This is a genomic window from Nocardioides pantholopis, assembly GCF_003710085.1.
Classification (GTDB): Bacteria; Actinomycetota; Actinomycetes; order Propionibacteriales; family Nocardioidaceae; genus Nocardioides; species Nocardioides pantholopis.
On sequence record NZ_CP033324.1, the window covers coordinates 570,993 to 592,367 of the forward strand.

18 protein-coding genes and 1 tRNA gene are annotated in these 21,375 nt (G+C 72.7%); 7 read left to right on the forward strand and 12 right to left on the reverse strand.

Annotation, left to right across the window (positions count from 1 at the left end):
- Positions 1–75 precede the first annotated feature (75 nt).
- Positions 76–1,452, reverse strand: coding sequence for a serine/threonine-protein kinase (locus EBO35_RS02670; protein ID WP_122816350.1), 1,377 nt, complete (start codon positions 1,450–1,452; stop codon positions 76–78).
- 706 nt (positions 1,453–2,158) lie between these two features.
- Between EBO35_RS02670 and EBO35_RS19325 the strand changes: the two genes are divergently transcribed.
- Positions 2,159–2,243, forward strand: a tRNA-Glu gene (locus tag EBO35_RS19325).
- A gap of 177 nt (positions 2,244–2,420) precedes the next feature.
- On the opposite strand, the gene EBO35_RS02675 is transcribed toward EBO35_RS19325, so the two are convergent.
- Together EBO35_RS02675 and EBO35_RS02680 are read right to left on the reverse strand one after the other, a co-directional pair.
- On the reverse strand, positions 2,421–3,338 hold the full coding sequence (locus EBO35_RS02675) for a DUF6910 family protein (protein WP_206422644.1): 918 nt from the start codon (positions 3,336–3,338) through the stop codon (positions 2,421–2,423).
- Positions 3,339–3,429: 91 nt separating this feature from the next.
- Positions 3,430–4,011, reverse strand: a complete 582-nt coding sequence (locus EBO35_RS02680) for a helix-turn-helix domain-containing protein (RefSeq protein WP_122816351.1) — start codon at positions 4,009–4,011, stop codon at positions 3,430–3,432.
- A 101-nt stretch (positions 4,012–4,112) separates the two neighbouring features.
- On the opposite strand from EBO35_RS02680, the gene EBO35_RS02685 reads away from it, so the two are divergent.
- Together EBO35_RS02685 and EBO35_RS02690 are read left to right on the forward strand one after the other, a co-directional pair.
- Positions 4,113–4,778: a class I SAM-dependent methyltransferase gene (locus tag EBO35_RS02685; RefSeq protein ID WP_122816352.1), complete on the forward strand. Its 666-nt coding sequence runs from the start codon at positions 4,113–4,115 to the stop codon at positions 4,776–4,778.
- Positions 4,779–4,794: 16 nt separating this feature from the next.
- Entirely contained in the window at positions 4,795–5,304 is a 510-nt protein-coding gene (locus tag EBO35_RS02690; RefSeq protein WP_122816353.1) for an SRPBCC family protein, read from the forward strand.
- A 45-nt stretch (positions 5,305–5,349) separates the two neighbouring features.
- On the opposite strand, the gene EBO35_RS02695 is transcribed toward EBO35_RS02690, so the two are convergent.
- The 3 genes from EBO35_RS02695 to EBO35_RS02705 are packed head-to-tail and all read right to left on the reverse strand — an operon-like array spanning position 5,350 to position 9,883.
- Positions 5,350–6,798, reverse strand: coding sequence for an FAD-dependent monooxygenase (locus EBO35_RS02695; protein WP_122816354.1), 1,449 nt, complete (start codon positions 6,796–6,798; stop codon positions 5,350–5,352).
- Positions 6,799–6,813: 15 nt separating this feature from the next.
- A complete protein-coding gene (locus EBO35_RS02700) occupies positions 6,814–7,665 on the reverse strand; it encodes a phosphatase PAP2 family protein (protein WP_241153832.1) in 852 nt (283 codons plus the stop codon).
- 4 nt (positions 7,666–7,669) lie between these two features.
- Positions 7,670–9,883: an ABC transporter permease gene (locus EBO35_RS02705; protein ID WP_206422645.1), complete on the reverse strand. Its 2,214-nt coding sequence runs from the start codon at positions 9,881–9,883 to the stop codon at positions 7,670–7,672.
- 153 nt (positions 9,884–10,036) lie between these two features.
- On the opposite strand from EBO35_RS02705, the gene EBO35_RS02710 reads away from it, so the two are divergent.
- Entirely contained in the window at positions 10,037–10,645 is a 609-nt protein-coding gene (locus tag EBO35_RS02710) for a TetR/AcrR family transcriptional regulator (protein WP_122816356.1), read from the forward strand.
- Positions 10,646–10,648: 3 nt separating this feature from the next.
- Here the strand turns inward: EBO35_RS02710 and EBO35_RS02715 are convergent, their stop codons facing one another.
- Both EBO35_RS02715 and EBO35_RS02720 read right to left on the reverse strand, forming a co-directional pair.
- Positions 10,649–11,461, reverse strand: a complete 813-nt coding sequence (locus EBO35_RS02715) for a phosphotransferase (RefSeq protein ID WP_164477773.1) — start codon at positions 11,459–11,461, stop codon at positions 10,649–10,651.
- Positions 11,458–13,608, reverse strand: coding sequence for an MMPL family transporter (locus tag EBO35_RS02720; protein ID WP_122816358.1), 2,151 nt, complete (start codon positions 13,606–13,608; stop codon positions 11,458–11,460). The genes EBO35_RS02715 and EBO35_RS02720 overlap by 4 nt, the downstream gene beginning before the upstream one ends.
- A gap of 195 nt (positions 13,609–13,803) precedes the next feature.
- On the opposite strand from EBO35_RS02720, the gene EBO35_RS02725 reads away from it, so the two are divergent.
- Entirely contained in the window at positions 13,804–15,333 is a 1,530-nt protein-coding gene (locus EBO35_RS02725) for a multicopper oxidase family protein (protein ID WP_122816359.1), read from the forward strand.
- 59 nt (positions 15,334–15,392) lie between these two features.
- Here the strand turns inward: EBO35_RS02725 and EBO35_RS02730 are convergent, their stop codons facing one another.
- Both EBO35_RS02730 and EBO35_RS02735 read right to left on the reverse strand, forming a co-directional pair.
- Positions 15,393–16,043, reverse strand: a complete 651-nt coding sequence (locus EBO35_RS02730; protein WP_122816360.1) for a response regulator — start codon at positions 16,041–16,043, stop codon at positions 15,393–15,395.
- The gene (locus EBO35_RS02735) at positions 16,040–17,185 is read right to left on the reverse strand and encodes a sensor histidine kinase (protein WP_164477774.1); all 1,146 of its coding nucleotides are present in this window, start codon (positions 17,183–17,185) and stop codon (positions 16,040–16,042) included. The genes EBO35_RS02730 and EBO35_RS02735 overlap by 4 nt, the downstream gene beginning before the upstream one ends.
- A gap of 159 nt (positions 17,186–17,344) precedes the next feature.
- On the opposite strand from EBO35_RS02735, the gene EBO35_RS02740 reads away from it, so the two are divergent.
- Positions 17,345–17,656, forward strand: a complete 312-nt coding sequence (locus tag EBO35_RS02740) for a helix-turn-helix domain-containing protein (protein WP_122816362.1) — start codon at positions 17,345–17,347, stop codon at positions 17,654–17,656.
- Positions 17,657–17,660: 4 nt separating this feature from the next.
- Here the strand turns inward: EBO35_RS02740 and EBO35_RS02745 are convergent, their stop codons facing one another.
- The gene (locus tag EBO35_RS02745; RefSeq protein ID WP_122816363.1) at positions 17,661–18,254 is read right to left on the reverse strand and encodes a ClpP family protease; all 594 of its coding nucleotides are present in this window, start codon (positions 18,252–18,254) and stop codon (positions 17,661–17,663) included.
- Positions 18,251–18,856: a ClpP family protease gene (locus EBO35_RS02750; protein WP_122816364.1), complete on the reverse strand. Its 606-nt coding sequence runs from the start codon at positions 18,854–18,856 to the stop codon at positions 18,251–18,253. Before EBO35_RS02750 ends, EBO35_RS02745 begins: the two co-directional genes overlap by 4 nt.
- A 377-nt stretch (positions 18,857–19,233) precedes the next feature.
- Between EBO35_RS02750 and EBO35_RS02755 the strand changes: the two genes are divergently transcribed.
- Entirely contained in the window at positions 19,234–21,363 is a 2,130-nt protein-coding gene (locus EBO35_RS02755; RefSeq protein WP_122816365.1) for a DEAD/DEAH box helicase, read from the forward strand.
- Positions 21,364–21,375 lie beyond the last annotated feature (12 nt).

The following is a 21,375-nucleotide window of genomic DNA, read 5'->3' on the forward strand; positions in this document are numbered from 1 at the left end:
GGCAGTCAGCACGGGCAGGGCAGCGCGGGCAAGGGAGCACGGGCGCATGTGTGGGTGCGGGCTCGGCCCGTGTGTTCATCCGCCGGCGGCAGCCAGAACGCCGCGCAGTGCCGGATCTAGGTCACGCTCTCCGACGAGGTCCGAAAAGTGGGCAGCACTCTCGGGGTGACGACGAAGGATCCGTGCTGCACGTTCGGCGTGGACTCCGCGCACTCTGCGCAGGACTGGGCGCAGAGCCCTCTGCGCGTCCCACTGGTCGTACGTTTCGTCCCATCGGCAGAACGCCTGCAACGCTGCCTCGGCAGTGTCGTCGTCGGATCGGTCGAGTGCCGCCTCGAGACAGCGGACTAGGAAGATGGCGCAGCTACTCGCAGTCCGGAAGGGGATCCAAGAGTCATCGGCGGCGGTCTCGAGCGTGGCGATGAGGTCGCGCATCATCTCGCTGTGATGGGTCACGGCCAGCCGCACCACGTCGGCGCTCAGGGCCGGTATGAGGTCGGTGAGCAGTTCGTGATCAGCACCTGCTGAGGTTGTTGCCTGAGAGAGGGCCAAGTTCATGAGTGCGACCCCCGAGGCTGGCTGTCCAGCGCCGGCTTCGGCCAGCAAGAGCTGGGCGCGAGCGGTCGGTGCCTCCGGCATCGGAGCCATCTCGGCAACAACGATCTCCAACAGCGACTCGATGTCAGGTGGCCGACGATTCGGATCCATTCGTGTGGCGCGGTCGACGACGCTGCGCCACGGGTCATCATCTGGGCGCAATGGGATGTTCGGACGCGGTAGACGCCCCGTAAGCACCCAGCCCGCCACCTGGCCAAGGCTGTAGATGTCGGCTGTCGGACCTGCGCGATGCGCGTCTTCAGCGAGTTCTGGCGCTGCGAAGCCCTCAGAGCCGTAAGCGACACCGACAACTGTTCGCCCGTGCGCAGTGGTGGCGCCGTCCGGGCGACGACCGAGACCCCAGTCGGCGACGACCCATGTCGAGGTCGGGCTGGACGTCGAGCCATCGGTGAAGATCAAGATGTTGGCGGGCTTGACGTCACGGTGTGTCCAGCCGAGTTCATGCGCCGCGCTGAGACCCGCGCCGACCTGGCGCAGCAGCGTCTCGATGCGCCGGGACTCCTCGGCTACCGACTCGCGCATGGACTCGAGGGTGCCCGCGGCGAGGGGCATGACGAACCAGCCCTCGTCCACGTTGGAGTCGAGGACTGCAACGACGTTTGGGTGTCGCAACTGCGTCCCGATCTGCACCTCGCGCCGTAGACGGGCACGCGCGTCTGCATCGGCGACAAGCCCCGGGCGCAGTCGCTTGAACGCGACGGGGAGGCCCGTGGTGCGGTGCTCGCCGCGAACGACGGTGGCCTGCCCGCCGGCACCCAACGGCCGATCGTCGAGGCGGTAGTCAGACTTGAGCCCGCGCGCCGAAGCGGCTACGGCGTCCCAGCGTTCCCACACTTGGGCAGGCTATGGGTTCGGGTGGCGGTTCCGGACAATTTTCGAGAGGCATCGGCGGGCGGCGTGCAGGGCTGGTGGTTGTGGTGGGCGGGACTCGGTCGCTGGCAGTTGGACGGCCAGCGTCATGTGACAGGGTCCGCTCGGTCGCGAACTGAAGGCCCAGCCGCGCATCGCCCTTCCACTCAAGAGAGTCACATTCTGCTGAACTTCAGTGCGGCGTCGTAGCCCATTCTGGGCGCTTGGACGCAAGTGAAGGGGAGGCCTCCGCCGCCAGAGCCCACGCGCCTTGGCTGGGGTCCGGCCCGCCTGTGGGGACGAGCCCGTCCTCCCGCGGACCATTCGCTCCGCTTGGCAGGTCCTCGTCACTCGGGGCGGCCGAGGGCGCGTGCTGTCTGATGGCTGATCGCAGGCGCTGATGGCCGCGCTGGGGGAGCAGGGGGACGAGGTAGTTGTCGCCCGGGACCGAGCGACCATCGACAGGGTCGACGACGACGAGATCCCACTCGCCGAGGAGCTGGGACCGCTCGCGAGAGCGCTCCCCGCGGGTTGGCGGACAAGCTCCCCGCAGTGGCCAGCGCACCGGGTGGATACCGGAAAATCAGCAGAAAGTCCCTCCGAAGTTGCCCGAGTTGTGTCGAGGTGGCGACGTACGATCGGAGGGTCGAAGTGCTCAGATCCGTTACAGGGCTGCAGATTCAGCGAAATCGAGCTGAGACTGACCGAGGTTCGGCGAGCTTTTCAAGGGGCTTGTCGGCTCGAGAAGGTCAGGGGTTCGAATCCCCTCAGCTCCACCGAAACCGCTGGTCAGAGGCCACGTGCGGATCCTGAGACAGGAGAAGCGCGTGGCCCCTCAGCATTGAGTCAGCACGAACGGGGCACCCACGCTTGCGCGATCCGGCCGGCGAGATCTCCGGGCTCAGGTTCTTGCGATGCACGTGGGACCGCGAGGTCGTCCCCGGATTGTCGCGTCAGAATCGAACCCGCACTCTGGTGGCTAGAGACGCTGCGTCGGGATCGTCGACGTCGGCAACCGCCAGGAGCAGTGCCCCGTCCTGGTATCCCTCGAGCACCATGAGGCCCTCCACCTTGATGACGCTGTCCTCGACCGGCGGCAACGGAATGACTTCTCTCACGGCGTTGTCGTCAAGTCGGACCAGGCACGACGCAACCACGGGTCCGTCGTCGCGCGGGTTGGGGCTGTCCTCGGCCGCGGCGCTGGCGAGGAGGGTCCCGTCGGGCAGGGTCACCACGTCCGTTATCGCCAGGCCGACCCCCGCTACCGCACCGAGGTCGTAGGTCCGCGGTTCCATTGCGGCCACTGCTGCTGGGCCGACCTGGCCCAAGGCAGCGGCTACGGCGGTGCGGAGGTCCAGGTCGACGCTGCCGGAAGGCAGCCCGGCTGAGGGAAGCCCCCGCTGGTACCAGCGCAGCACGTCCCCGACGACGCAGACCCCTTCCAGATTGAGGTCCTCAGGCCTCAGCGACAGGGCGTCGGCCACGCTGGCGTACAGCGGTGTCATGTCCGCAACGTGCGGCCGCGGCTCGTCGTGCTCGAGCCGGAGGAGTACCCATCGCATCCGGGCGGGGGAAGACCCCGAGCCCATGATCAACGCTGCCGGACCGCCTTCGACGGTCAGGTGGCAGGCAGCCTCAAGATCGGGTTTCAGGTGCTTGGTCCCAGTCGCATCGGAGAACAACTCGTGTCCGCCGGTCGGTGGGAGCAGTCGTACGGCGGTCACGGATGACCCTCGGAACCAAGCGGCGTGCGTCGCATCGTCTGGCACGACGAGGAACCCGCCGGCGAACGCAACCACGGCAGACGCGGCCCGCACGGGAGCCCCATCGTCGAAACGCAACCGCTCGACGCTCATCACTTCGATGGACACGCCTGCCAGTCTTCACCCGATCGACGAGCCGTCACCCGAATCGACCAACTCGTTCGACACTCGCGTCCCGTAGGTGATGGTGATCGTCTCGCTACGTGGGTCCGGTGCGCACGTGTGCGCGTTCTCCCTGCTTGCCGACGAGGCTCAGGAACTCGACGGGCCCTGAGCTGGTGGCGCCGAACCAGTGCGGGGTGCGGGTGTCGAACTCTGCGGCCTCGCCGGGCTCGAGGATCAGGTCGTGCTCGCCGAGGACGAGTCGGAGCCTGCCGTTGAGGACGAAGGCCCAGTCGTAGCCGTCGTGGGTGCGCAGGTCGGGCTCGGCGTCGTCGCGTCCGGTGGGGAGGATGAACTTGTAGGCCTGGATGCCTCCGGCCCTGCGGCTGAGGGGCAGGATGGTCCGGCCGTCGTTGGTGGGTATCGGGCGCAGGTTGACGCGCGGGTCGCCCGTCGGTGGTGCGTCGACGAGCTCATCGAGGGTGACGCCGTAGGCGCGGGCCAGCGGCAGTAGCTGCTCCAGCGTCGGGCGCCGGAGCCCGGCCTCGAGCCTGGACAGGGTGCTGGTCGAGATCCCGGTCTCCACGGCGAGGTCGCTCAAGGTGATGTCGCGCCGCTGCCGCAGTTGTCTCAGGCGTGGCCCCACGGCGTCGAGTGTGCGGTCCACGGGTTCGTCCATGCCGGGAGTTTGCCATTCGGCAAGAACAGTTGCACGCCGGCAGGTCGGCCTTCACGCTGAGGAGGCCATCCGCCGCCCCCAGTAGTGAAGGAATCGCCGCCATGGAGCACACGTTCGACAACGAGTACTGGGACCAGATCTGGCAGGGCGACCGCGCGGCGGCGATGGGATCGGGCCAGCCGAACCCGCACCTCGCGCACGAGGTCGGCGACCTGGTGCCCGGGACCGCGCTCGACGCAGGCTGCGGCGCCGGAGCCGAGGCGATCTGGCTCGCCGGGCGCGGCTGGCAGGTCACCGGCGCGGACATCGCCGCCGCGGCGCTCGACCGCGCCGCCGACGCTGGAGTTGCCCAGCGGGTGCAGTGGGTGCAGGCGGACCTGTCCACCTGGGAGCCCGACGCACAGTACGACCTGGTCACCACCTCCTACGCCCACCCCGCGATGCCACAGCTGGAGTTCTACGACCGCGCTGCCACCTGGGTGGCCCCCGGAGGCACCCTCCTCATCGTCGGTCACCTCCACCACGAGGACACCGCGGACGACCACCGGCACGGAAGCGATCAGGGGCATGGGCACGGCAGGCACGGCAGGCACGTCGACGGGCCGCCCGCTTCGGCCTCGGCAACCGCTGCCAGCATCACCGCACGCCTCGATCCGGCCGAGTGGGAGATCGTGACCGCTGAGGAGGCACACCGGACCATGTCCGGCCCCGAAGGCCGCGAGAACACCATCCACGACGTCGTCGTCAGAGCGACTCGACGCAGCTGACGTTGAAAGGCCCTTCATGAGTACGAACCCACGGCCGCCGCTCATCACCCGCCCCGACAAGACGGTGCCGGTGACCGTCCTCGCCCGTACGACGGCGCCGCCGGCCGACGCCTTCGAGATCATCGCGCCCATCGACCTCGCGACCGTCTTCCACCCGGTCTTCCCCTTCCCGGGGGTCACCGAGGTTCGCAACCAGACCGAGTCGTGGGACCACCCGGGCCCGTCACGGACGCCCACGTTCGACGACGGTTACCAGGCGACCGAACGTCTCACCGAGTACGTCGCCGGCCAAGGCTTCGCCTACGAGCTGACCGAGTTCACCAACGTCCTCGGACGGCTTGCCGCCGGCGTCCGCGGCGAATGGTCATTCCTCCCCGACGGGGACGGTTGCCTGATCCGGTGGACCTACGAGTTCAAGCCGCTGCGCGGACGCCGGCTCATCCTGGCCGGCCCGTTCCGCCCTCTGTGGCGTCGCTACATGCAGCGGGCCCTCGACCGGATGGTCGATGTCGTCGAAGCCCGCTGACGCTGGCGAGACGTCATCGGCATCGACCTGAGCGCTAGCTCGGTTCTAGGAGCCGGCCCCGCGCGGCCGGAGCGCGTCGTCGAGCGGCTGCCCGGCCGGTCCGGCCCAGGCGACGTGGCCGTCCGGGCGCACCAGCATCGCCGCCGTGCCCGGCACCGGTGGAGTCGGTGCGGCCGGGGCGAACGTCGACAGCCCGGCGGCGGACGCGTATCGGGCGAGCACGGGTCCGGGCGCGACCAGTGTGAAGCCGGCCGGGTCCAGGGACTGGTGCAGGCGCCGGCCGTCCCGGTCGGTCAGGTCGGGGGCTCGGCTGCCGACGAGGTCGTGCTGACCCGGAGGCGCGGGGTAGCGCAGTCCGATCCCGCTGATCCGCAACGCCGCGCGGGCGCCGACCGGGGCCAGCCCCAGGGCCCTGCGAAAGGCCAGGTCGCGGGCGCCCCGGGCCAGGCGACTACGCAGCATCGCCACCCGGATCAGGGCCCCGCTGGTGCGCACCGCGCTCGCACCGATCGGCTTGCGCTCGGCCTCGTAGGTGTCCAGCAGCGACTCCTCGGCCCGGCCGTCGAGCACCGCCGCCAGCTTCCATCCGAGGTTGGCGGCGTCCTGGAGACCGGTGTTCATGCCCATGCCGCCGGCGGGGGAGTGCACGTGGGCGGCGTCCCCGGCCAGGAGCACCCGACCCACCCGGTAGCTGGTGACCTGGCGCTCGTCGCTGTGGAAGCGCGACATCCAGCGCGGGGAGTGCATGCCGAGGTCGGTCCCGAGCACCCGTCGGGTGAGGTCGCGCAGCTCGTCCAGCGAGACCGGGACGTCCTCGGACGGCTCCCGACGCGGGTCCCGGGCGATGAGCCGGTACCAGCCGTCGCCGTACGGCACGACGAAGCAGAAGCCCTCGCGGTTGCCGACCACCGTGAGCAGCTCCCCGGGCGGCTGCGTCATCCGGACGTCGGCGAGCATCAGCGAGCGGACGACTGACCTCCCCGGGAAGTCCAGTCCGAGCTGGCTGCGAACTGTCGAGTGGTGCCCGTCCGTGCCGACGACGTAGCGGGCGCGGACCGGGCTCCGGGTCGACTCGAGGTCGAGCCGTACGCCGTCCTCGTCCTGGGCGAGCGAGACGACCCGGGCGCCGCGCCGCAGGTCCACGCCCGCGTCGACCGCGCGCGCGAGCAGCAGCCGCTCGACGTGGTACTGCGGGGTGACCAGCAGGAACGGGAACCGGCTCGGCAGGGTGGCGAAGGAGACCGACACGGACCCGAACAGCCGCAGGCCGTCCACCGCGTTGCCGGTCGCCACCAGGGCGTCGGCCAGGCCCCGGGCGTCCAGGTGCTCGAGCGTGCGGGCGTGGACGGCGAACGCCCGGGTCAGGTTGGACTCCTCGGTCCGCTTCTCCAGCAGCGCCACCCGCGCGCCGGCGCGCGCCAGGTCACCCGCCAGCAGCAGGCCGGTCGGCCCGGCCCCGACGACCGCGACGTCGACGACCTCGCGACCGCCCATGGCGTCCTCCTCGGCTCAGTGCGCGATGGATGAACCAGATGGTACGCGCGTCGCCGGGTGGCGGGAAGGACCGCGATCGAACGGGGTCAGGCCGACTCGGCGCAGGCAGGCGTCGGCGAGGACGAGCAGCAGCACTCCGGCGGCCGCGTCGAGCCACCAGTGGTTGGCGGTGACGATGACGATGAACGTCGTCAGCAGCGCGTGGGTGACCGCGACCGCGGCCAGCCAGCGGGGGCCGGTGCGGACGACGACGTAGGCGATGACGACTGCCCAGCCGACATGCAGGCTCGGCATGGCGGCGAACTGGTTGGCCACGTCGGCGCTGGCCCCGTCGTACGGCGAGGGTCCGTAGCGGGCCATCGTGTCGACGAATCCCCACTGCGGGAACATCCGCGGCGGGGCCAGCGGGAAGACCATGTGGATGACCAGGGCTGCGCCGGTCTGCAGGGCGAGCAGGTTGCGGGCCCACCGGTACTCGGCCGCCGGCCGGCGGAGGAACCCCCAGGCCAGGAACACGACCATGAGCGGGAAGTGGACGCCGGTGTAGTACGTGTTCAGGAGCCGGAACAGGGCCTCGGAGTGCACCCAGGCCTGGATCGCCGCCTCGGACGGCAGGCCCAGGGTGTGCTGGATCCGGTGCACGGCGTCGGCGTGCTGCCGCGCGACGGCCTCCTGGCCGGTGATCAGGGCGCGGCCCACCTTGTACAGGCCGAACAGCACCAGGACCAGCGTCAGCTCGCGCAGCGGGCGCGCCAGGCTGGGCGGGACCAGGTCGCGGGCGCGCCGGCGCGGTTCCGCAACCACGGACGGCGGCTCCGGCAGCACCTGGGGGGTGCCGCCGGAGCCGCCGTCGTGGAGTGCTGTCAAGACCTCAGCCGGGAAGCCCGGCCGGGGTGCCCGGAGCGCCGACAGCCTTGCCACCGGGGCCCTCGGGGCCCTCGGGGTCCGCTGAGGTCGGCTTCTTGCTCCCGCGCTCCGGGGCGTACCGCGGACCCATGGGGGCGTGCGGCTTCGCGTTCGTGCGGTTGACCCACCGGTCGACGACCAGCAGGTTGAGCAGCAGCCCGGCGACGCCCCAGACCGCCAGCACCAGCAGGTCGGACCCGACCCCGGTCCCGTCGAGGTAGACCACCGATCGGGCGATGTCGACAGCAGCCGGCAGCGGCAGGATGTCGGCGAGCGGGCGGAAGTACTCCGGGACCATGTAGATCGAGAGTCCGCCTCCGGAGGCCGGCACGCCGGCGAGCATCACCACGATCATCACCGGGATCAGCCCGAACAGGCCCAGGGTCCGGGTCAGCACCGCGCTGGCCAGCCCGACGGCGAAGATGGTCGGGATGCCGTATCCGATCAGCGCGAGCGCGTGCCCGTTGACCGCCCCGATGAGGACGTCGTAGAGGAACCACAGCCACACCGCCATGCCCACCGACCAGCCGCCGAGCAGCGGCAGCAGCTGGCGGGTACGGGTCAGGTCGGGCGCTCCGCCGCGCATGACGGCGAAGAACAGGAAGCCCGCCATGATCCAGCCCATGCCGACGTAGAGGCTGTTGCTGCCGTTGACGTCGTCGTCGGTGAGTGGGGCGATGTCCTCGACGACGAGCTCGGCACCGCTGCCCGCGGCGACCGGCGTGAACATCTGGACGACAGTCGACTTCTGGCTGGCGCCGGCGCCGCCGGCGGTCACCAGCGTCGGCTGGCCGCCCTGCTCGGTCGGCAGCACGTACGCCGCGACCAGGTCCTGGCTGCGGATCTGGTCGGCCGCCTCGTCGGCGGACTCGACCACCGTCAGGTCGACGTACTGACCCAGCTGGGGCTCGACGCCCGCGACGAACTGCTCCGCCGCAGCGGCCGGGCCGACGACCGCGACCGGCACGTCGCGCACCTCCGGCTGGTGCATGGACAGGCTCATCAGCGTGACGACGGTGATCATGATCGTGAGCGGGAAGGCCGCGACCGCCAGCACCCGGTTGCGGTACGGCGCGACGGGCCCGCCCGACAGGGCCGGAAGCGGCGCGTCCGGGGCGGTGTACAGCGGTCCGCCGACGATGAGGTCGCCGGACTTGCGCTCCTTCAGGATCGCGAGCAGCAGGGCCGCGACCAGCCAGGCGGCCAGGGTCAGGACGTGCTTCCAGACGCCGTCCCCGCCGAAGTAGATGACCGAGCGCAGGGCCTCGCCGGCCGCCGGCAGCGGCAGCACCTCGTAGAGCCACTGGAAGAACCCCGGCATCGTGTGCACCGACATGGCGAGGTTGGAGGACGGGACGCCGAAGACGACCCACAGCAGCATCCCCAGCAGGACCGCGAACGGGCCCATCACCTTCGTGAACAGCAGCTGGGCGATGCCGACCGCGGTCACCGCGAGCGTGCCGACCCCGAGGAACAGCGGGTAGTGGCCGTCGACGGCGCCGACGATCGGCCCGAGGATCAGCCAGATCAGCGAGCTGGTGAGCGCGCCCCAGCCGAGGGTGATGGGGAGGAACCGGCGCACCCGCAGCAGGTTCGGAGTGCCCAGCAGCATGCCGCTCAGCGGCACGTAGCCGGCCAGCATCATCCCCATGGCGGCGAAGAGCACCATGGTCCCGGACCCGTCACCGGTCGGCAGCGGCTCGATGTCGACGGTCTCGACCGTCCAGCCCTCGGCGAGGGCGGCCGGTGCCACCGTCTGGTCGAACACCGTCGCCTGGGAGGCGCCGCCGGCCATCGCGTGGTGGATGGTCGCGTTGGTGCCGGCCTCCGGCACCTCGATGGCGCCGACGGCCTCCTGGTTGCGGATCAGGTCCTCGGCCTCGGCGAGGTCGTCGACAGTGCGCACCTCGAGCGCTCCGTCGGAGCTCTCCTCCAGCTCGGCGGCGAACTCCGCGGCCGCCGCGCCCTGGCCCACCACCGCGACCGGCATGTCACGAGGGTGCGGGTTGTGCATGGTGGACATGTACGTCGCGTACATCATCGTGACGATCAGGAACGGCATCACGAACAGGGCGATCAGACGGCCCTTGCGCTCGGCCGGGGTCTCGGGCGGCGGCGGCGGATACTTCGCCGCGCTGCGGTCGGGCTGCGCCGGCGGCGCGGAAGCGGGTGATGCCACGATGTCTCCTCGTGCGGCGGCCTCGAGGAGGCGCTGCCGCAGAACGTTCGATATGACCCGGCAGGTGGGCCACGGTCGATAGTAAGTCATGTGGCGTATTACCGGACATTTTGAGTAGAGTCCACCGGGTCAGGCCGCGAGTGGGAGGAAGCGATGCCGCGTCACGACGCCCGGCACGAGCTCCTCGATGCCGCCGAACGTCTCTTCGCCGTCCACGGCATTCCCAACGTCTCGGACCGTCGGATCGCTGAGGCTGCCGCCAACACCAACCACTCGGCGGTCCGCTACTACTTCGGGGGGCGCGCGGGCCTGCTGCGGGCGCTGCTCGACCGGCATCAGGACGCCCTGGAGCCCGAGCGGGCCCGGCTCTTTGCGGAGTCGGACTCGCTGCTCGGCGACATCCGCGCACTGGTGCTCCCCCTGACCACGCTGTACGCCGAGCTCCCGATCCCGAGCTGGCGCGCCCGGTTCCTCGACCAGGCCCAGCACGACCCGACCACCGCTGCCCTGGTCCGTGAGGTGGGCGCCGTGCACGCCCCGGCGGCCAAGGAGATCGTCGGGTCGGTCGTCGACCGGCTCGCGCACCTGGACCGGGCGGTCGTCGAAGGGCGCGCCACGCTGATGGTCCACATCGTCAGCAGCGCCTGCGCGGAGATCGAGGGGCGCGCGGAGAGGTCCGGTGAGCAGCCTCTCTGGTCGCAGGTCGGCACCTTCCTGTGCGACGCGATCGCCGGCATGCTCCAGGCCCCGATCACCCAGTAGCGGCTACCCGTCCCCGGGGAACAGCCGGGCGAGGGCACGCAGGGCGTTGTCGCGGTACGTCGACCGGCCCGCGCCGAGCCCGTAGGCCAGGTCCTCCAGGGCCCGGAGCCGGGCGTGGACGAGCGCGCGCTCGCGGAGCCCCGGGTCGCCGAGCCCGGAGCCGGTGAAGCGCACCATCGCGCGCTCGCCCGCCGCGGGACCCAGGTCGCGCAGCACCAGGCCGAGGTCGACGGCCGGATCGCCGAGCGCGGCGTCGGACCAGTCGATGATGCCGGTGATGCCGACGTCGTCGACGAGGACGTGCTCGGCGCCGAGGTCCTGGTGGGTCAGCACCGGGTCGGCCGGGTGGAGGTCGGGGATGCTGCGCAGGAACGCCTCCACCGACCGGCGCCGGCCGAGGGGCACCAGGTGCCGCGCCTGCGCCCATGCGTCGGCGGCTTCGGCCAGCAGGTCGCCGAGCAGTGGCAGGTCCACGGGGACCAGTCGCTCGACCCGGGCTCGGGGAGCCAGGGCCAGCGCCGCGATGTGGCCGCCGAGCTCGGACCCGAGCCGGACCGCGGCGGCGGGCGGGAGCGCGGGCAGCAGGTCGAGCAGCGGCGTGCCGCCGACCCGCTCCAGCTCCATGACGCCCTGGGCGGGCCAGGTGCCGAGCACCCACGGGACCGGCACCGGCGTGGTGGTGCGGACCAGCGCCAGGAGGGCCGCCTCGCTCGCGACGTCCAGGCCGTCGGCGCCGGGCCGCCGGCGGCGGACCACCGTGTCGGCCCGGCCGGGCGTGACCTCGTGGTCCAGGCCGCCCAGGCCGCCCGGGCTCACGGGACCTCCTCCACCGCCGGCGCCGGGCGCTCGATCCGCAGCCGGGGCAGGGACCGGTCCAGCCAGCGCGGCAGCCACCAGTTCCGGTCCCCGAGCAGCTCCATGGTCGCCGGGACCAGCACCATCCGCACCACGGTGGCGTCGACGAGGACCGCGAAGGCCAGGGCGAACCCGAACAGCTGGAGCTCCCGGGTGGAGCCGAGCACGAAGCTCCCGAACACGCACACCATGATCGCCGCCGCCGCGGTGATCACCCGGGCGGTCCGCGCCAGCCCCTCGGCCACCGCCGCGGCGTTGTCGCCGGTGCGGTCGTACTCCTCCCGGATCCGGGAGAGCAGGAAGACCTCGTAGTCCATCGACAGCCCGAACGTGATCGCGATCAGCATCATCGGCGCCCAGGCCTCGAACGGGGCGCTGGCGCCCAGGTCGAGCAGGTCCACGCCCCAGCCCCACTGGAAGACCGCGACCGTGGCGCCGAACGCCGCGCCGAGCGAGAGCAGGTTGACCACCACCGCCTTCACCGCGACCACCACCCCGCGGAACACCGCCATCAGCAGCACCATCGCCAGCCCCAGGACCACCGCCAGGAACACCGGCAGTCGATCGGCGTTGTAGTCGGCGAAGTCCACGGCCGCGGCCGTGGTGCCGCCCACCGCGGCCTGCGCGCCCGAGCCCTCGAGGCTCGCGGGGATCACGTCCTCGCGCAGCCGGTGCACCAGGTCGGTCGTCGCCTGCGCCTGCGGACCGGTGGTCGGGACCACCCTGAGGGCTGCGGCCTCGCCGTTCTCGGCGACCACGGGCGGGCTCACCTCGGCCACCCCGGGGGTGCTGGCGAGGTCGTCGGCCAGGCCGTCGAGGAGGCCGTCGCCCGCCCGGCCCGGGTCCACCGCGACGACCAGGGGGCCGTTGGTGCCGGCTCCGAAGCCGTCGGCGAGCAGGTCGTAGGCGCGCCGGTCGGTGTGGCTCGTGGGGCTGGTGCCGGCGTCGGAGAAGCCCAACCGGATGTCGAGCACCGGGATCGTGAGCACGACCAGCACCGCGGTGGAGGCGAGCGCCCAGGGCAGCGGGTGCCGCTGGACCTGGCGGCTCCAGCGGCGCGCCGGGCCATCGTCGTCCCCGCCTCCGGCACCTGTGCGGCGCCGGTGGACCGAGAACCTGTCGATCCGCAGGCCGACCACCCCCAGCATCGCGGGCAGCAGCGTGAGCGCGGCGGCCATCGTGATCAGCACCGCGCCGGCGATGCCCAGCGCCACGCCGGTGATGAACTTCAGGTCCATGAGCACCAGCCCCAGCGACGCGATGACCACGGTGACCCCCGCGAACAGGACCGAGCGACCCGCGGTGGCCTGGGCGAGCACCGCCGACCGGGCGGGGGAGAGCCCCGAGGCGAGGCCCTCGCGGTGGCGGGTGACCACCAGCAGGGCGTAGTCGATCCCGACGCCGATCGCGATCATCGCCGAGACCGGGGCGGCGAAGGTCGGCATCTCCACCCAGCGCGAGCCCAGGCCCACGACCGCGACGCCGCTCGCGGCGCCCACCAGCCCGATCAGGATCGGCAGGCCCATCGCGAGGACCGAGCCGAACGCGAACAGCAGGATCACCATCGCGGCCACGATCCCGATCAGCTCGGCGGGCGGCCCGGACTCGGTGCCGCTCTCGACGGGCAGGCCGCCGACCTCGACGGTGAGGCCGCCGTCGTCGTACCGGTCCCGGAGCTCGCCGAGGTCCTCCTGCAGCGGCGCCAGGTCCTCCCGGTCCTCCGGCACCTCGACCGCGACGAACCCCAGGCGCCCGTCCGCGGTGAGCTGGTCGGCGCCCTCGGCCGACCACGGGCTCACGACGCGGGCATCCGGCGCGAGCGCCTCGACGTCGGCGACCAGGGCGTCGACGGCCGAGCGCGCCTCGGGCGAGTCCAGGCCCTCGTCGTGCTGGAGCACCACCTGCACCTGGGTGCCGCCGCCGTACGACAGGCCGCCCCGGTCCAGGATCTCGATCGCGCGCTGGCTCTCGGACCCCGGCAGGGCGTAGTCGTCCTCGGCCTCGCCGCCGAACGCGCCGGCCAGGACCGACAGGCCGATCACCGCCGCCACCCAGCCCGCCAGGACCGTGCGCCGGTGCCGCAGGCACGCGCGTGCGATGCGTTCCATCGCGATCCCCTCCTCTCCTCCTCGGCCGCAGTCGTCAGCGGATCGCCGCCGACGCTGCCGGAGGAGGGGGCCCGGCGAATCCCGCCAGGAGCGAGATCGCCCGCGCGCGCAGGCGACAGGACGGTCGGTCGCACGCGACACCGGTGTCGCCGCCAGGCTGACGACGGGCGCGCCGCCCGTTCCTAGCGTCGGCGCATGCGCACCGAGCCCCGTCGCCTCTCCCGCCGGTCCTTGCTGCGCGCCGGCCTCGCGGTGGCCGCGCTCGCCGGGACCGCCTCGGCGTGCGACGGCCTCGCCCGGCTGTCCGCACCTGCCGGCTCGACCCGGCTGCGCTCCCCGGCGCGCTTCGACACCCCGCTGGCCGTGCCGCCGCTGCAGGAGGGGCTGGTCGCCGCCGACGGCACCCGCGAGCTCCGGCTCACCGCCCGGGCCGGCCGCAGCGACCTCGGCGGGCCGCGGCCCACCGCCACCTGGGGGTACGACGGCCCGCAGCTCGGGCCCACGCTGCGCGCCCGGGTGGGGGAGCAGGTGCGGGTGACGGTCGCGAACGAGCTCCCCGAGACGACCACCGTGCACTGGCACGGGATGCACCTGCCGGCCGCGATGGACGGGGGCCCGCACCAGCCGATCGCGCCGGGGGAGACCTGGACGCCCACCTGGCGGGTCGACCAGGCGCCGGCCACGCTCTGGTACCACCCGCACCCGCACGGCGAGACCGAGGAGCACGTCTACCGCGGCCTGGCCGGGTTCTTCCTGCTCGACGCCCCGGACGGTCCCGACGCCCCCGGGCTCCCGCACCGCTACGGGATCGACGACTTCCCGGTGCTGGTGCAGGACAAGCGGCTGGACCAGGACGGGGAGCTGGAGTTCGACGACCACGGCAACGAGATCGGGCTGCTCGGCGACCGGGTCGTGACCAACGGCGTGCACGGCGCCTATCTCGACGTCGGCGCACAGGCGGTCCGGCTGCGGCTGCTCAACGGCTCCACCGCCCGCAGCTACCGGCTCGGGTTCGGCGACGACCGGGCCTTCGACCTGGTCGGGACCGACGGCGGCCTGCTCGAGCGGCCGGTCCGCCAGACCCGGGTCCGGCTCTCCCCGGGCGAGCGGGCGGAGCTGGTCGTGCGGCTGAGCCCGGGTGAGACGGTGCGGCTGCGCTCCGACGGCGCCGAGCTCGGCGCCGTGGTCGTTCCCGAGGTCTTCGGGGCTGACGACACCGCCGACCTGCTGGAGCTGCGGGCCGTCCCGACCCTCACGCCCGCCGCGCCGCTGCCGGCCACGCTGACCCGCATCGAGCGGCTCGACCCGACGGCGGCGGACCGGGTCCGGCGCTTCGAGCTCGAGGGCCGCGAGATCAACGGCCGCCGGATGGCGATGGATCGGGTGGACGAGACCGTGACGCTCGGCGCGACCGAGGTGTGGGAGGTCCGCAACCGCAACCTGTTCCCCCACAACTTCCACGTCCACGACGTCCAGTTCCAGGTCCTGACCATCGACGGCGAGCCGCCGCCGCCGGAGCTGGCCGGGCGCAAGGACACCGTCTACCTGGAGCCCCGGCGCACCTACCGGCTGATCCTGCGGTTCGAGGACCACGCCGACCCGCGGACGCCGTACATGTTCCACTGCCACCTGCTGCTGCACGAGGACGACGGCATGATGGGCCAGTTCGTCGTGGTCGAGCCCGGGGACCACGCCGAGCCGGTCTCGGGGCACGCGCACCACTGATCGCCCCACTGATCGCCCCACTGGGGGCCCCGGCGCCCCGTCGACCCGGCGGCGCCGCCTCATGGCACCAGCCCGGCCCGGTGCGCCAGGACGACGAGCTGCGCCCGGTCGCGGGCCCCGAGCTTCGCGAGCAGCCGGCTGACGTAGGTGCGCGCGGTCTCCGGGCTCAGGAACAGCGCCCGGCCGATCTCCTCGTTGGTCAGGCCCAGGCCCACCTGGGTGAGGATCTCGAGCTCGCGCTCGGTCAGGCCGGCCACGCTCTGCTCGCGCGCCTGGCGGGTGGGCAGACGGGCGAGGCGGTCCATCACCTGGCGCAGCACGCCCGGGGACATCTGGGCCCGGCCCCCGGCGGCCTCGCGGACCGACCGGCGCAGGTCGTCGGCCTCGATGTCCTTGAGCAGGTAGCCGTTGGCGCCCGCGGCGATCGCGGCGACCACGTCGTCCTCGTCGTCGAAGGTGGTGAGGACCAGCACCGGCGTCGCGGAGAGCAGCGGGTCGGCCCGGAGCGCCTCGATCGCCTCGACGCCGCCCATCACCGGCATCTGCAGGTCCATCAGGATCACCGTCGGCCGGTGCTCGCGGGCCCGGTGCAGGGCCTCCCGCCCGGTGCCGGCCTCGGCCACCACCGTGAGGTCGTCGGCGTTCTCCAGGATCGCGCGCAGCCCGGCCCGCAGCAGGGTCTGGTCGTCGACGAGCAGCACCTCGATCATCGGGCGCCGTCCCAGGGGATCCGCGCGCGCACCAGCCAGCCGTCGGTGCCGGCGCTGACCTCGAGGGCGCCGCCGAGCTCGCCGAGGCGCTCGGCCATGCCGCTCAGGCCGTGTCCGGGACGCAGGTCCGGGCTGCCCACGACCCGACCGTCGTCGCGGACGACGACCTCGAGCTCGTGGGCGGCCCGCTCGGCCACCCGGATCGAGATGCGGGTCCCGGACGAGTGCCGGATCGCGTTGGTGACCGCCTCCTGGGCCACCCGGTACGCCGCGGCGCCCACCTCCGCGGGCACCGCCACGTCGTCGTCGAGCTCGAGGTCGAGCTCGACGACGTACCCGACCGAGCGGGGCGCCGCGGCGAGCTGCGGCAGGTCGCCGATCCCCACCTCCGGCTCGGTCGGCGACCGCGAGCCGCGCAGCACCGCCACCGTGCGCCGCAGCTGGGCCAGCGCGTCCGAGACCGCGGAGCGCACCAGCTCGATCGCCTGGTGGCGCTGCTGACCGTCGGGCCCACCGTCGGGCCCGGCCTCGCGGGCTACCTGGGCGTAGAGGGCGGCCACCGCGAGCGAGTGGCCGATCGAGTCGTGCAGCTCGCGGGCCAGCGCGAGCCGCTCCTCGCGCAGCCGGGCGTCGGCGTCGAGCTCGCCCTGCCGGGTCAGCAGCCCGGTGACCTGCTCGGTGCGCCGCCGCAGCGCGGTGCCGACGCGGACGCTGTGGCCCAGCGCGATGGCGGCGGCGATCAGCGCGGCGTGGGAGACCAGCTCGTAGCCCAGGATGAATGTCGCGTCCTGGCCGTCCAGGATCCGGTAGCCGGTCGCCAGCGCGAGGATCAGCACGCCGGCGGTGACCGCCGCGCGCAGGTGCCCGGTCTCGGCGGCGGAGAAGACGGCGGCGGCCATCGGGACGCCGACCCCGATCGCCGGGAACCCGGCCATGTAGTAGGTCACGAAGCCGAGCATCGTCAGCACCAGCACCAGCACCGGCCGCTGCCGGCGCACCAGCATCAGCAGTCCGAGCCCGACCGCCCACAGGTAGGCCAGCGGGTTCGCCGTCCCGGGATCGCCCTCGTTCGCGCTCACGACGGCCGTGAGGGCCAGGGTCACGCCCAGGCCCAAGAGCACGTCGGTCCGTCGAGCGGTCATGCGCCGGTCTCCCTCCTCCCGCGCTGCTCTCGACGGTAGGTCCGGCGCGGCCCGGAGGGAATCGCCCGGGAGCGACATCCGGGCCGCCGCCCGAGGGTCCGCGTTCTGCTCAGGGCGAAACGGGTCGCCCGCGGGGTGGCTCGTCGCTAGCGTGAGTCCATGGCGGAGGTGATCGAGTTCCCAGTCCCGTCGAGCGAGCCGACCCAGACCGAGCCCCTGTGGCGGGAGCTGGTCGGCGACTCCCTGCGCGAGGCGCGCCACGAGGCCGGCCTGCGGCTGGTCGACGTGGCCCAGCGCGCAGGCGTCTCGCCGCAGTACCTCTCCGAGGTCGAGCGCGGCCTCAAGGACCCCTCCTCCGAGATCCTCGCCGCCGTGGCGGGGGCGCTGGAGCTGCGGGTCGCCGAGGTGGTGACCCGGGCGGTCGGCGTCCGCGCCGGTCACCTCTCCGGCCCGCTGTGCCTCGCGGCCTGAGCGCTCAGCCACCGCGCTGGTCCAGGACGGCGTCGACCAGGCCGTAGGCCTGGGCCGCGTCCGCGGTGAGCACCAGGTCGCGCTCGAGGTCCTCGCGGACCTGGCTGGGGGTGCGGCCGGTGTGGAGGGCGAGCAGCTCCTCGAGCAGCGCGCGCACCCGGGCGATCTCCTCGGCCTCCAGGATCAGGTCCGGTACGGCGCCGCGGCCCTCCGCCGCGGGCTGCTGGAGCACGACCCGGCCGTGGCGCAGCATCTGCCGGTGCCCTGGCTCGCCGCCGGCGAGCAGGACCGCGGCGGTCGCGACCGCCTGGCCCACGCAGGTCGTCTCGATCGGCGCCCGGACGAACTGCATGGCGTCGTAGATGGCCAGCATCGCTGGGACCGACCCGCCCGGCGAGTTCAGGTAGAGGCTGATCGGGGCGTCGGGGTTCTGCGACTCCAGGTGCAGCAGCTGCGCGATGACCACGTTGGCGACGCCGTCGTCGAGGGCCGTGCCGAGGTAGATCACCCGGTCCTCGAGGAGGCGGCTGAAGATGTCGCTGGTGCGCTCGCCGCGCTCGGTGCGGGTGGTCACGTACGGGATCGTGTAGCTGCTCATGACCCCACCCCCAGCCCGACCGGCCGGTGCGCCGGGGTCCGGATCTGCGCGAGCGAGGTGACCACGTGGTCGACGAAGCCGTACTCCATCGCCTCGGTCGCCGTGAACATCCGGTCGCGGCGGGAGTCCCGCTCCACGCGCTCGACCGGCTGGCCGGTGTCCTCCGCGATCAGGCCGAGCACCGTGTCCCGAGTGTGCCGCAGGTCCTCGGCCTGGAGGGCGATGTCATCGGCGACGCCGCCGATGCCCGCCGACCCCTGGTGCAGCAGCACCCGTGCGTGCGTCAGCGAGTAGCGGCGCCCCGGCGTACCGGAGCTGAGCAGGAACTGGCCGGCGCTGTAGGCCATGCCGAGGTTGACAGTGCACACGTCCGCCGGCAGCAGCCGCATCGTGTCCCGGATCGCCAGCATCGCCGGGACCGAGCCGCCGGGGGAGTTGATCCACAGCCAGATGTCGCGCGCGGGGTCCTCGGTGGCCAGCGTGACCAGGGCCGAGCAGATCCGGTTGCCGACCACCTCGTCCAGGGCGCTGCCGAGCAGGACTGTGCGCTGGTCGAGGAGGCGGCGGGCGAGGTCGTCGTCGAGGCGGGTGGGCTCTGTCATGTCCTCCACCGTGGCAGCGCGGCGCCCCGGAGCGAAGGGCGTGCTGCTCGGAGCGGATCCGCTGGGAGCAGCGCGGCCCGCGTGTCGCCCCGCGGCCGGGCGGGAGGGGGTGGGCTATGCTGGCCGAGTTCTAGAAGTCCGGACGGGTCCGCCAGCAGCAGCTGCCAGGTCCCGTCGGATGCAGGCCGGCGCTCCATCCGCCCGCCCGACTCGATCGATCGGCACCGTGACTGTCGTCTGATTCGTTCGTCGTCGGGACCGAGCCGTGCCGCCGAGGGGGCCCCGGGCCCGCGCTCGGCGTGACGACGCTCGGGCGCACCGTGACCCGGTCACATCCCGCCCCGGTGAGCGCCGGGGCAGTTCCGTAGGAGGAGCACTTGGCTCGACGAGGCCAGCGCCAGCAGGGTGGCGGCACCCGGACCGCGACCCGCAACCGCCGGCGCGCCCGGAACCTCGACGAGGACGGCATCATCCCGGTCCTCGCTCGCGCCGTGCGCGAGGTCGAGTCGGCGGTGCAGCGCGGGACCGTGCGCCCCTCGACCCGGACCAAGTTCCAGGTCGTCGCGATCCTGGCCCGTGAGGAGCGCAACCGGGTCAAGGCCGACACCGAGAGCACCGAGGCGCACCGCGCCGAGGAGCTCAAGCGGCTCGACGGCATCGGCACCATCCTCGCCAAGACCGCCGCCCGCGAGCCGTCCCTGTTCACGCTGCTCGACGAGGGCGCGGTGCTCTCGGAGGCCGCCAAGGACCTCAAGCAGGAGATGCTGCGGGCCGCCGGGATGGAGCCCGAGCCGGAGCCGGAGCCCGACGCGCCGGCGGAGGAGGACCCGACGGCCCCGCGCCGCGTCGTGCCCCGCTCCGTGATCGCCCGCCAGCTCGCGAACCCGTTCCTGGTGCCGGACTTCTCCGCAGTGCCCCCGCCGCCGGACGGCCCGCGCCGGCTGGCGACCTGGGAGCTGCTCGGCCCGCTCTTCCGCTCCTTCGAGTACGGCGGCAAGACCTCCTCGATGCCGCTGCCCGAGCCGCCCCGGGTGCGGCTGCCCGACGACCTCGAGCTGATGCCGCACCAGGCCCAGGTCGTGGGTGCGGCCGCCGAGGGCCACCGCACCTTCCTGCTCGCCGACGAGCCCGGCCTCGGCAAGACCGCGCAGGCCCTCGTCGCTGCCCGCGCCGCCGACGCCTACCCGCTGCTGGTCGTCGTCCCGAACGTCGTGAAGACCAACTGGGCCCGCGAGGCCCGGCTGTGGACCCCCGAGCGCGACGTCACTGTCATCCACGGCGACGGGTACGACGTCGACGGCTTCGCCGACATCATCGTCGTCAACTACGAGGTGCTCGACCGCCACGTCGGCTGGCTCGGGGACCTCGGCTTCCGCGGCATGGTCGTCGACGAGGCGCACTTCATCAAGAACAAGTCCTCCCAGCGCTCCCAGCACGTGCTCCAGCTCGCCGACCGGATCCGCGCCCGCGCCGCGCGGCCGCTGCTGATGGCGCTGACCGGCACCCCGCTGATCAACGACATCGAGGACTTCAAGGCGATCTGGGAGTACCTCGGCTGGATCGACGAGAAGAAGCCGCTGCGCCCGCTGATGGACGCCCTGGAGGAGACCGGGCTGACCCCGGCCGACCCGGCGTTCTACCCCGCGGCCCGCACCGCCGTCATCAACCAGGGCATCGTGCGGCGCCGCAAGATCGACGTCGCCAAGGACATCCCCGCCCGCCGGGTCGCGGACCTGCCCGTGGAGCTCGACGACGAGGTCGGCCGCTCCATCCGGCAGGCCGAGCGCGAGCTCGCCCTGCGCCTGGTCCAGCGCTACGACATGGCGCTGGCCACCCGGACCTCCGGGCAGGTCGTCGAGGGCATCGACCGCGAGCTGGTCCGCCGGGTCGCGACCTGGGAGCGCGAGGACACCACGACCACTGCCACCGGCGAGAACGTCTTCTCGATGATGCGCCGCATCGGCCAGGCGAAGGCCGGCCTGGCGGCGGACTACGCCGCCCAGCTGGCCCGCAACGTCGGCAAGGTCGTGTTCTTCGCCAAGCACGTCGACGTCATGGACCTGGCCGAGGACACCTTCGCCCGCCGCGGCCTGAAGTACTCCTCGATCCGGGGCGACCAGACGCCGAAGGCCCGGCAGAAGGCGATCGACGAGTTCGTGAACGACCCCGAGGTCGCGATCGTCGTGTGCTCGCTGAGCGCCGCCGGGGTCGGCCTGAACCTCCAGGTCGCCTCCAACCTGGTGCTCGCCGAGCTGTCCTGGACCGACGCCGAGCAGACCCAGGCGATCGACCGGATCCACCGGATCGGCCAGGAGGAGCCGGTGACGGCGTGGCGGATCATCGCCTCGCAGACCATCGACACCAAGATCGCCGAGCTCATCGACAGCAAGGCCGGGCTCGCCGCCCGGGCGCTGGACGGCTCCGACGAGGAGGTCGCCTCCTCGGCCGACGTGCAGCTGGAGGCCCTGGTCGCGCTGCTCACCGAGGCCCTGGAGCAGCGCGGCTGATCGCAGGTGTGA

Excerpts from the sequence above, each read along its gene's own strand:
- EBO35_RS02695 (WP_122816354.1), bottom strand. The coding sequence starts at position 6,798 with ATGGGCGGTCGCGAGGTCGTCGACGTCGCGGTCGTCGGGGCCGGGCCG.
- EBO35_RS02685 (WP_122816352.1), top strand. The coding sequence starts at position 4,113 with ATGGAGCACACGTTCGACAACGAGTACTGGGACCAGATCTGGCAGGGC.
- EBO35_RS02680 (WP_122816351.1), bottom strand. The coding sequence starts at position 4,011 with ATGGACGAACCCGTGGACCGCACACTCGACGCCGTGGGGCCACGCCTG.
- EBO35_RS02730 (WP_122816360.1), bottom strand. The coding sequence starts at position 16,043 with ATGATCGAGGTGCTGCTCGTCGACGACCAGACCCTGCTGCGGGCCGGG.
- EBO35_RS02720 (WP_122816358.1), bottom strand. The coding sequence starts at position 13,608 with ATGGAACGCATCGCACGCGCGTGCCTGCGGCACCGGCGCACGGTCCTG.
- EBO35_RS02740 (WP_122816362.1), top strand. The coding sequence starts at position 17,345 with ATGGCGGAGGTGATCGAGTTCCCAGTCCCGTCGAGCGAGCCGACCCAG.
- EBO35_RS02690 (WP_122816353.1), top strand. The coding sequence starts at position 4,795 with ATGAGTACGAACCCACGGCCGCCGCTCATCACCCGCCCCGACAAGACG.
- EBO35_RS02710 (WP_122816356.1), top strand. The coding sequence starts at position 10,037 with ATGCCGCGTCACGACGCCCGGCACGAGCTCCTCGATGCCGCCGAACGT.
- EBO35_RS02750 (WP_122816364.1), bottom strand. The coding sequence starts at position 18,856 with ATGACAGAGCCCACCCGCCTCGACGACGACCTCGCCCGCCGCCTCCTC.
- EBO35_RS02735 (WP_164477774.1), bottom strand. The coding sequence starts at position 17,185 with ATGACCGCTCGACGGACCGACGTGCTCTTGGGCCTGGGCGTGACCCTG.
- EBO35_RS02725 (WP_122816359.1), top strand. The coding sequence starts at position 13,804 with ATGCGCACCGAGCCCCGTCGCCTCTCCCGCCGGTCCTTGCTGCGCGCC.
- EBO35_RS02745 (WP_122816363.1), bottom strand. The coding sequence starts at position 18,254 with ATGAGCAGCTACACGATCCCGTACGTGACCACCCGCACCGAGCGCGGC.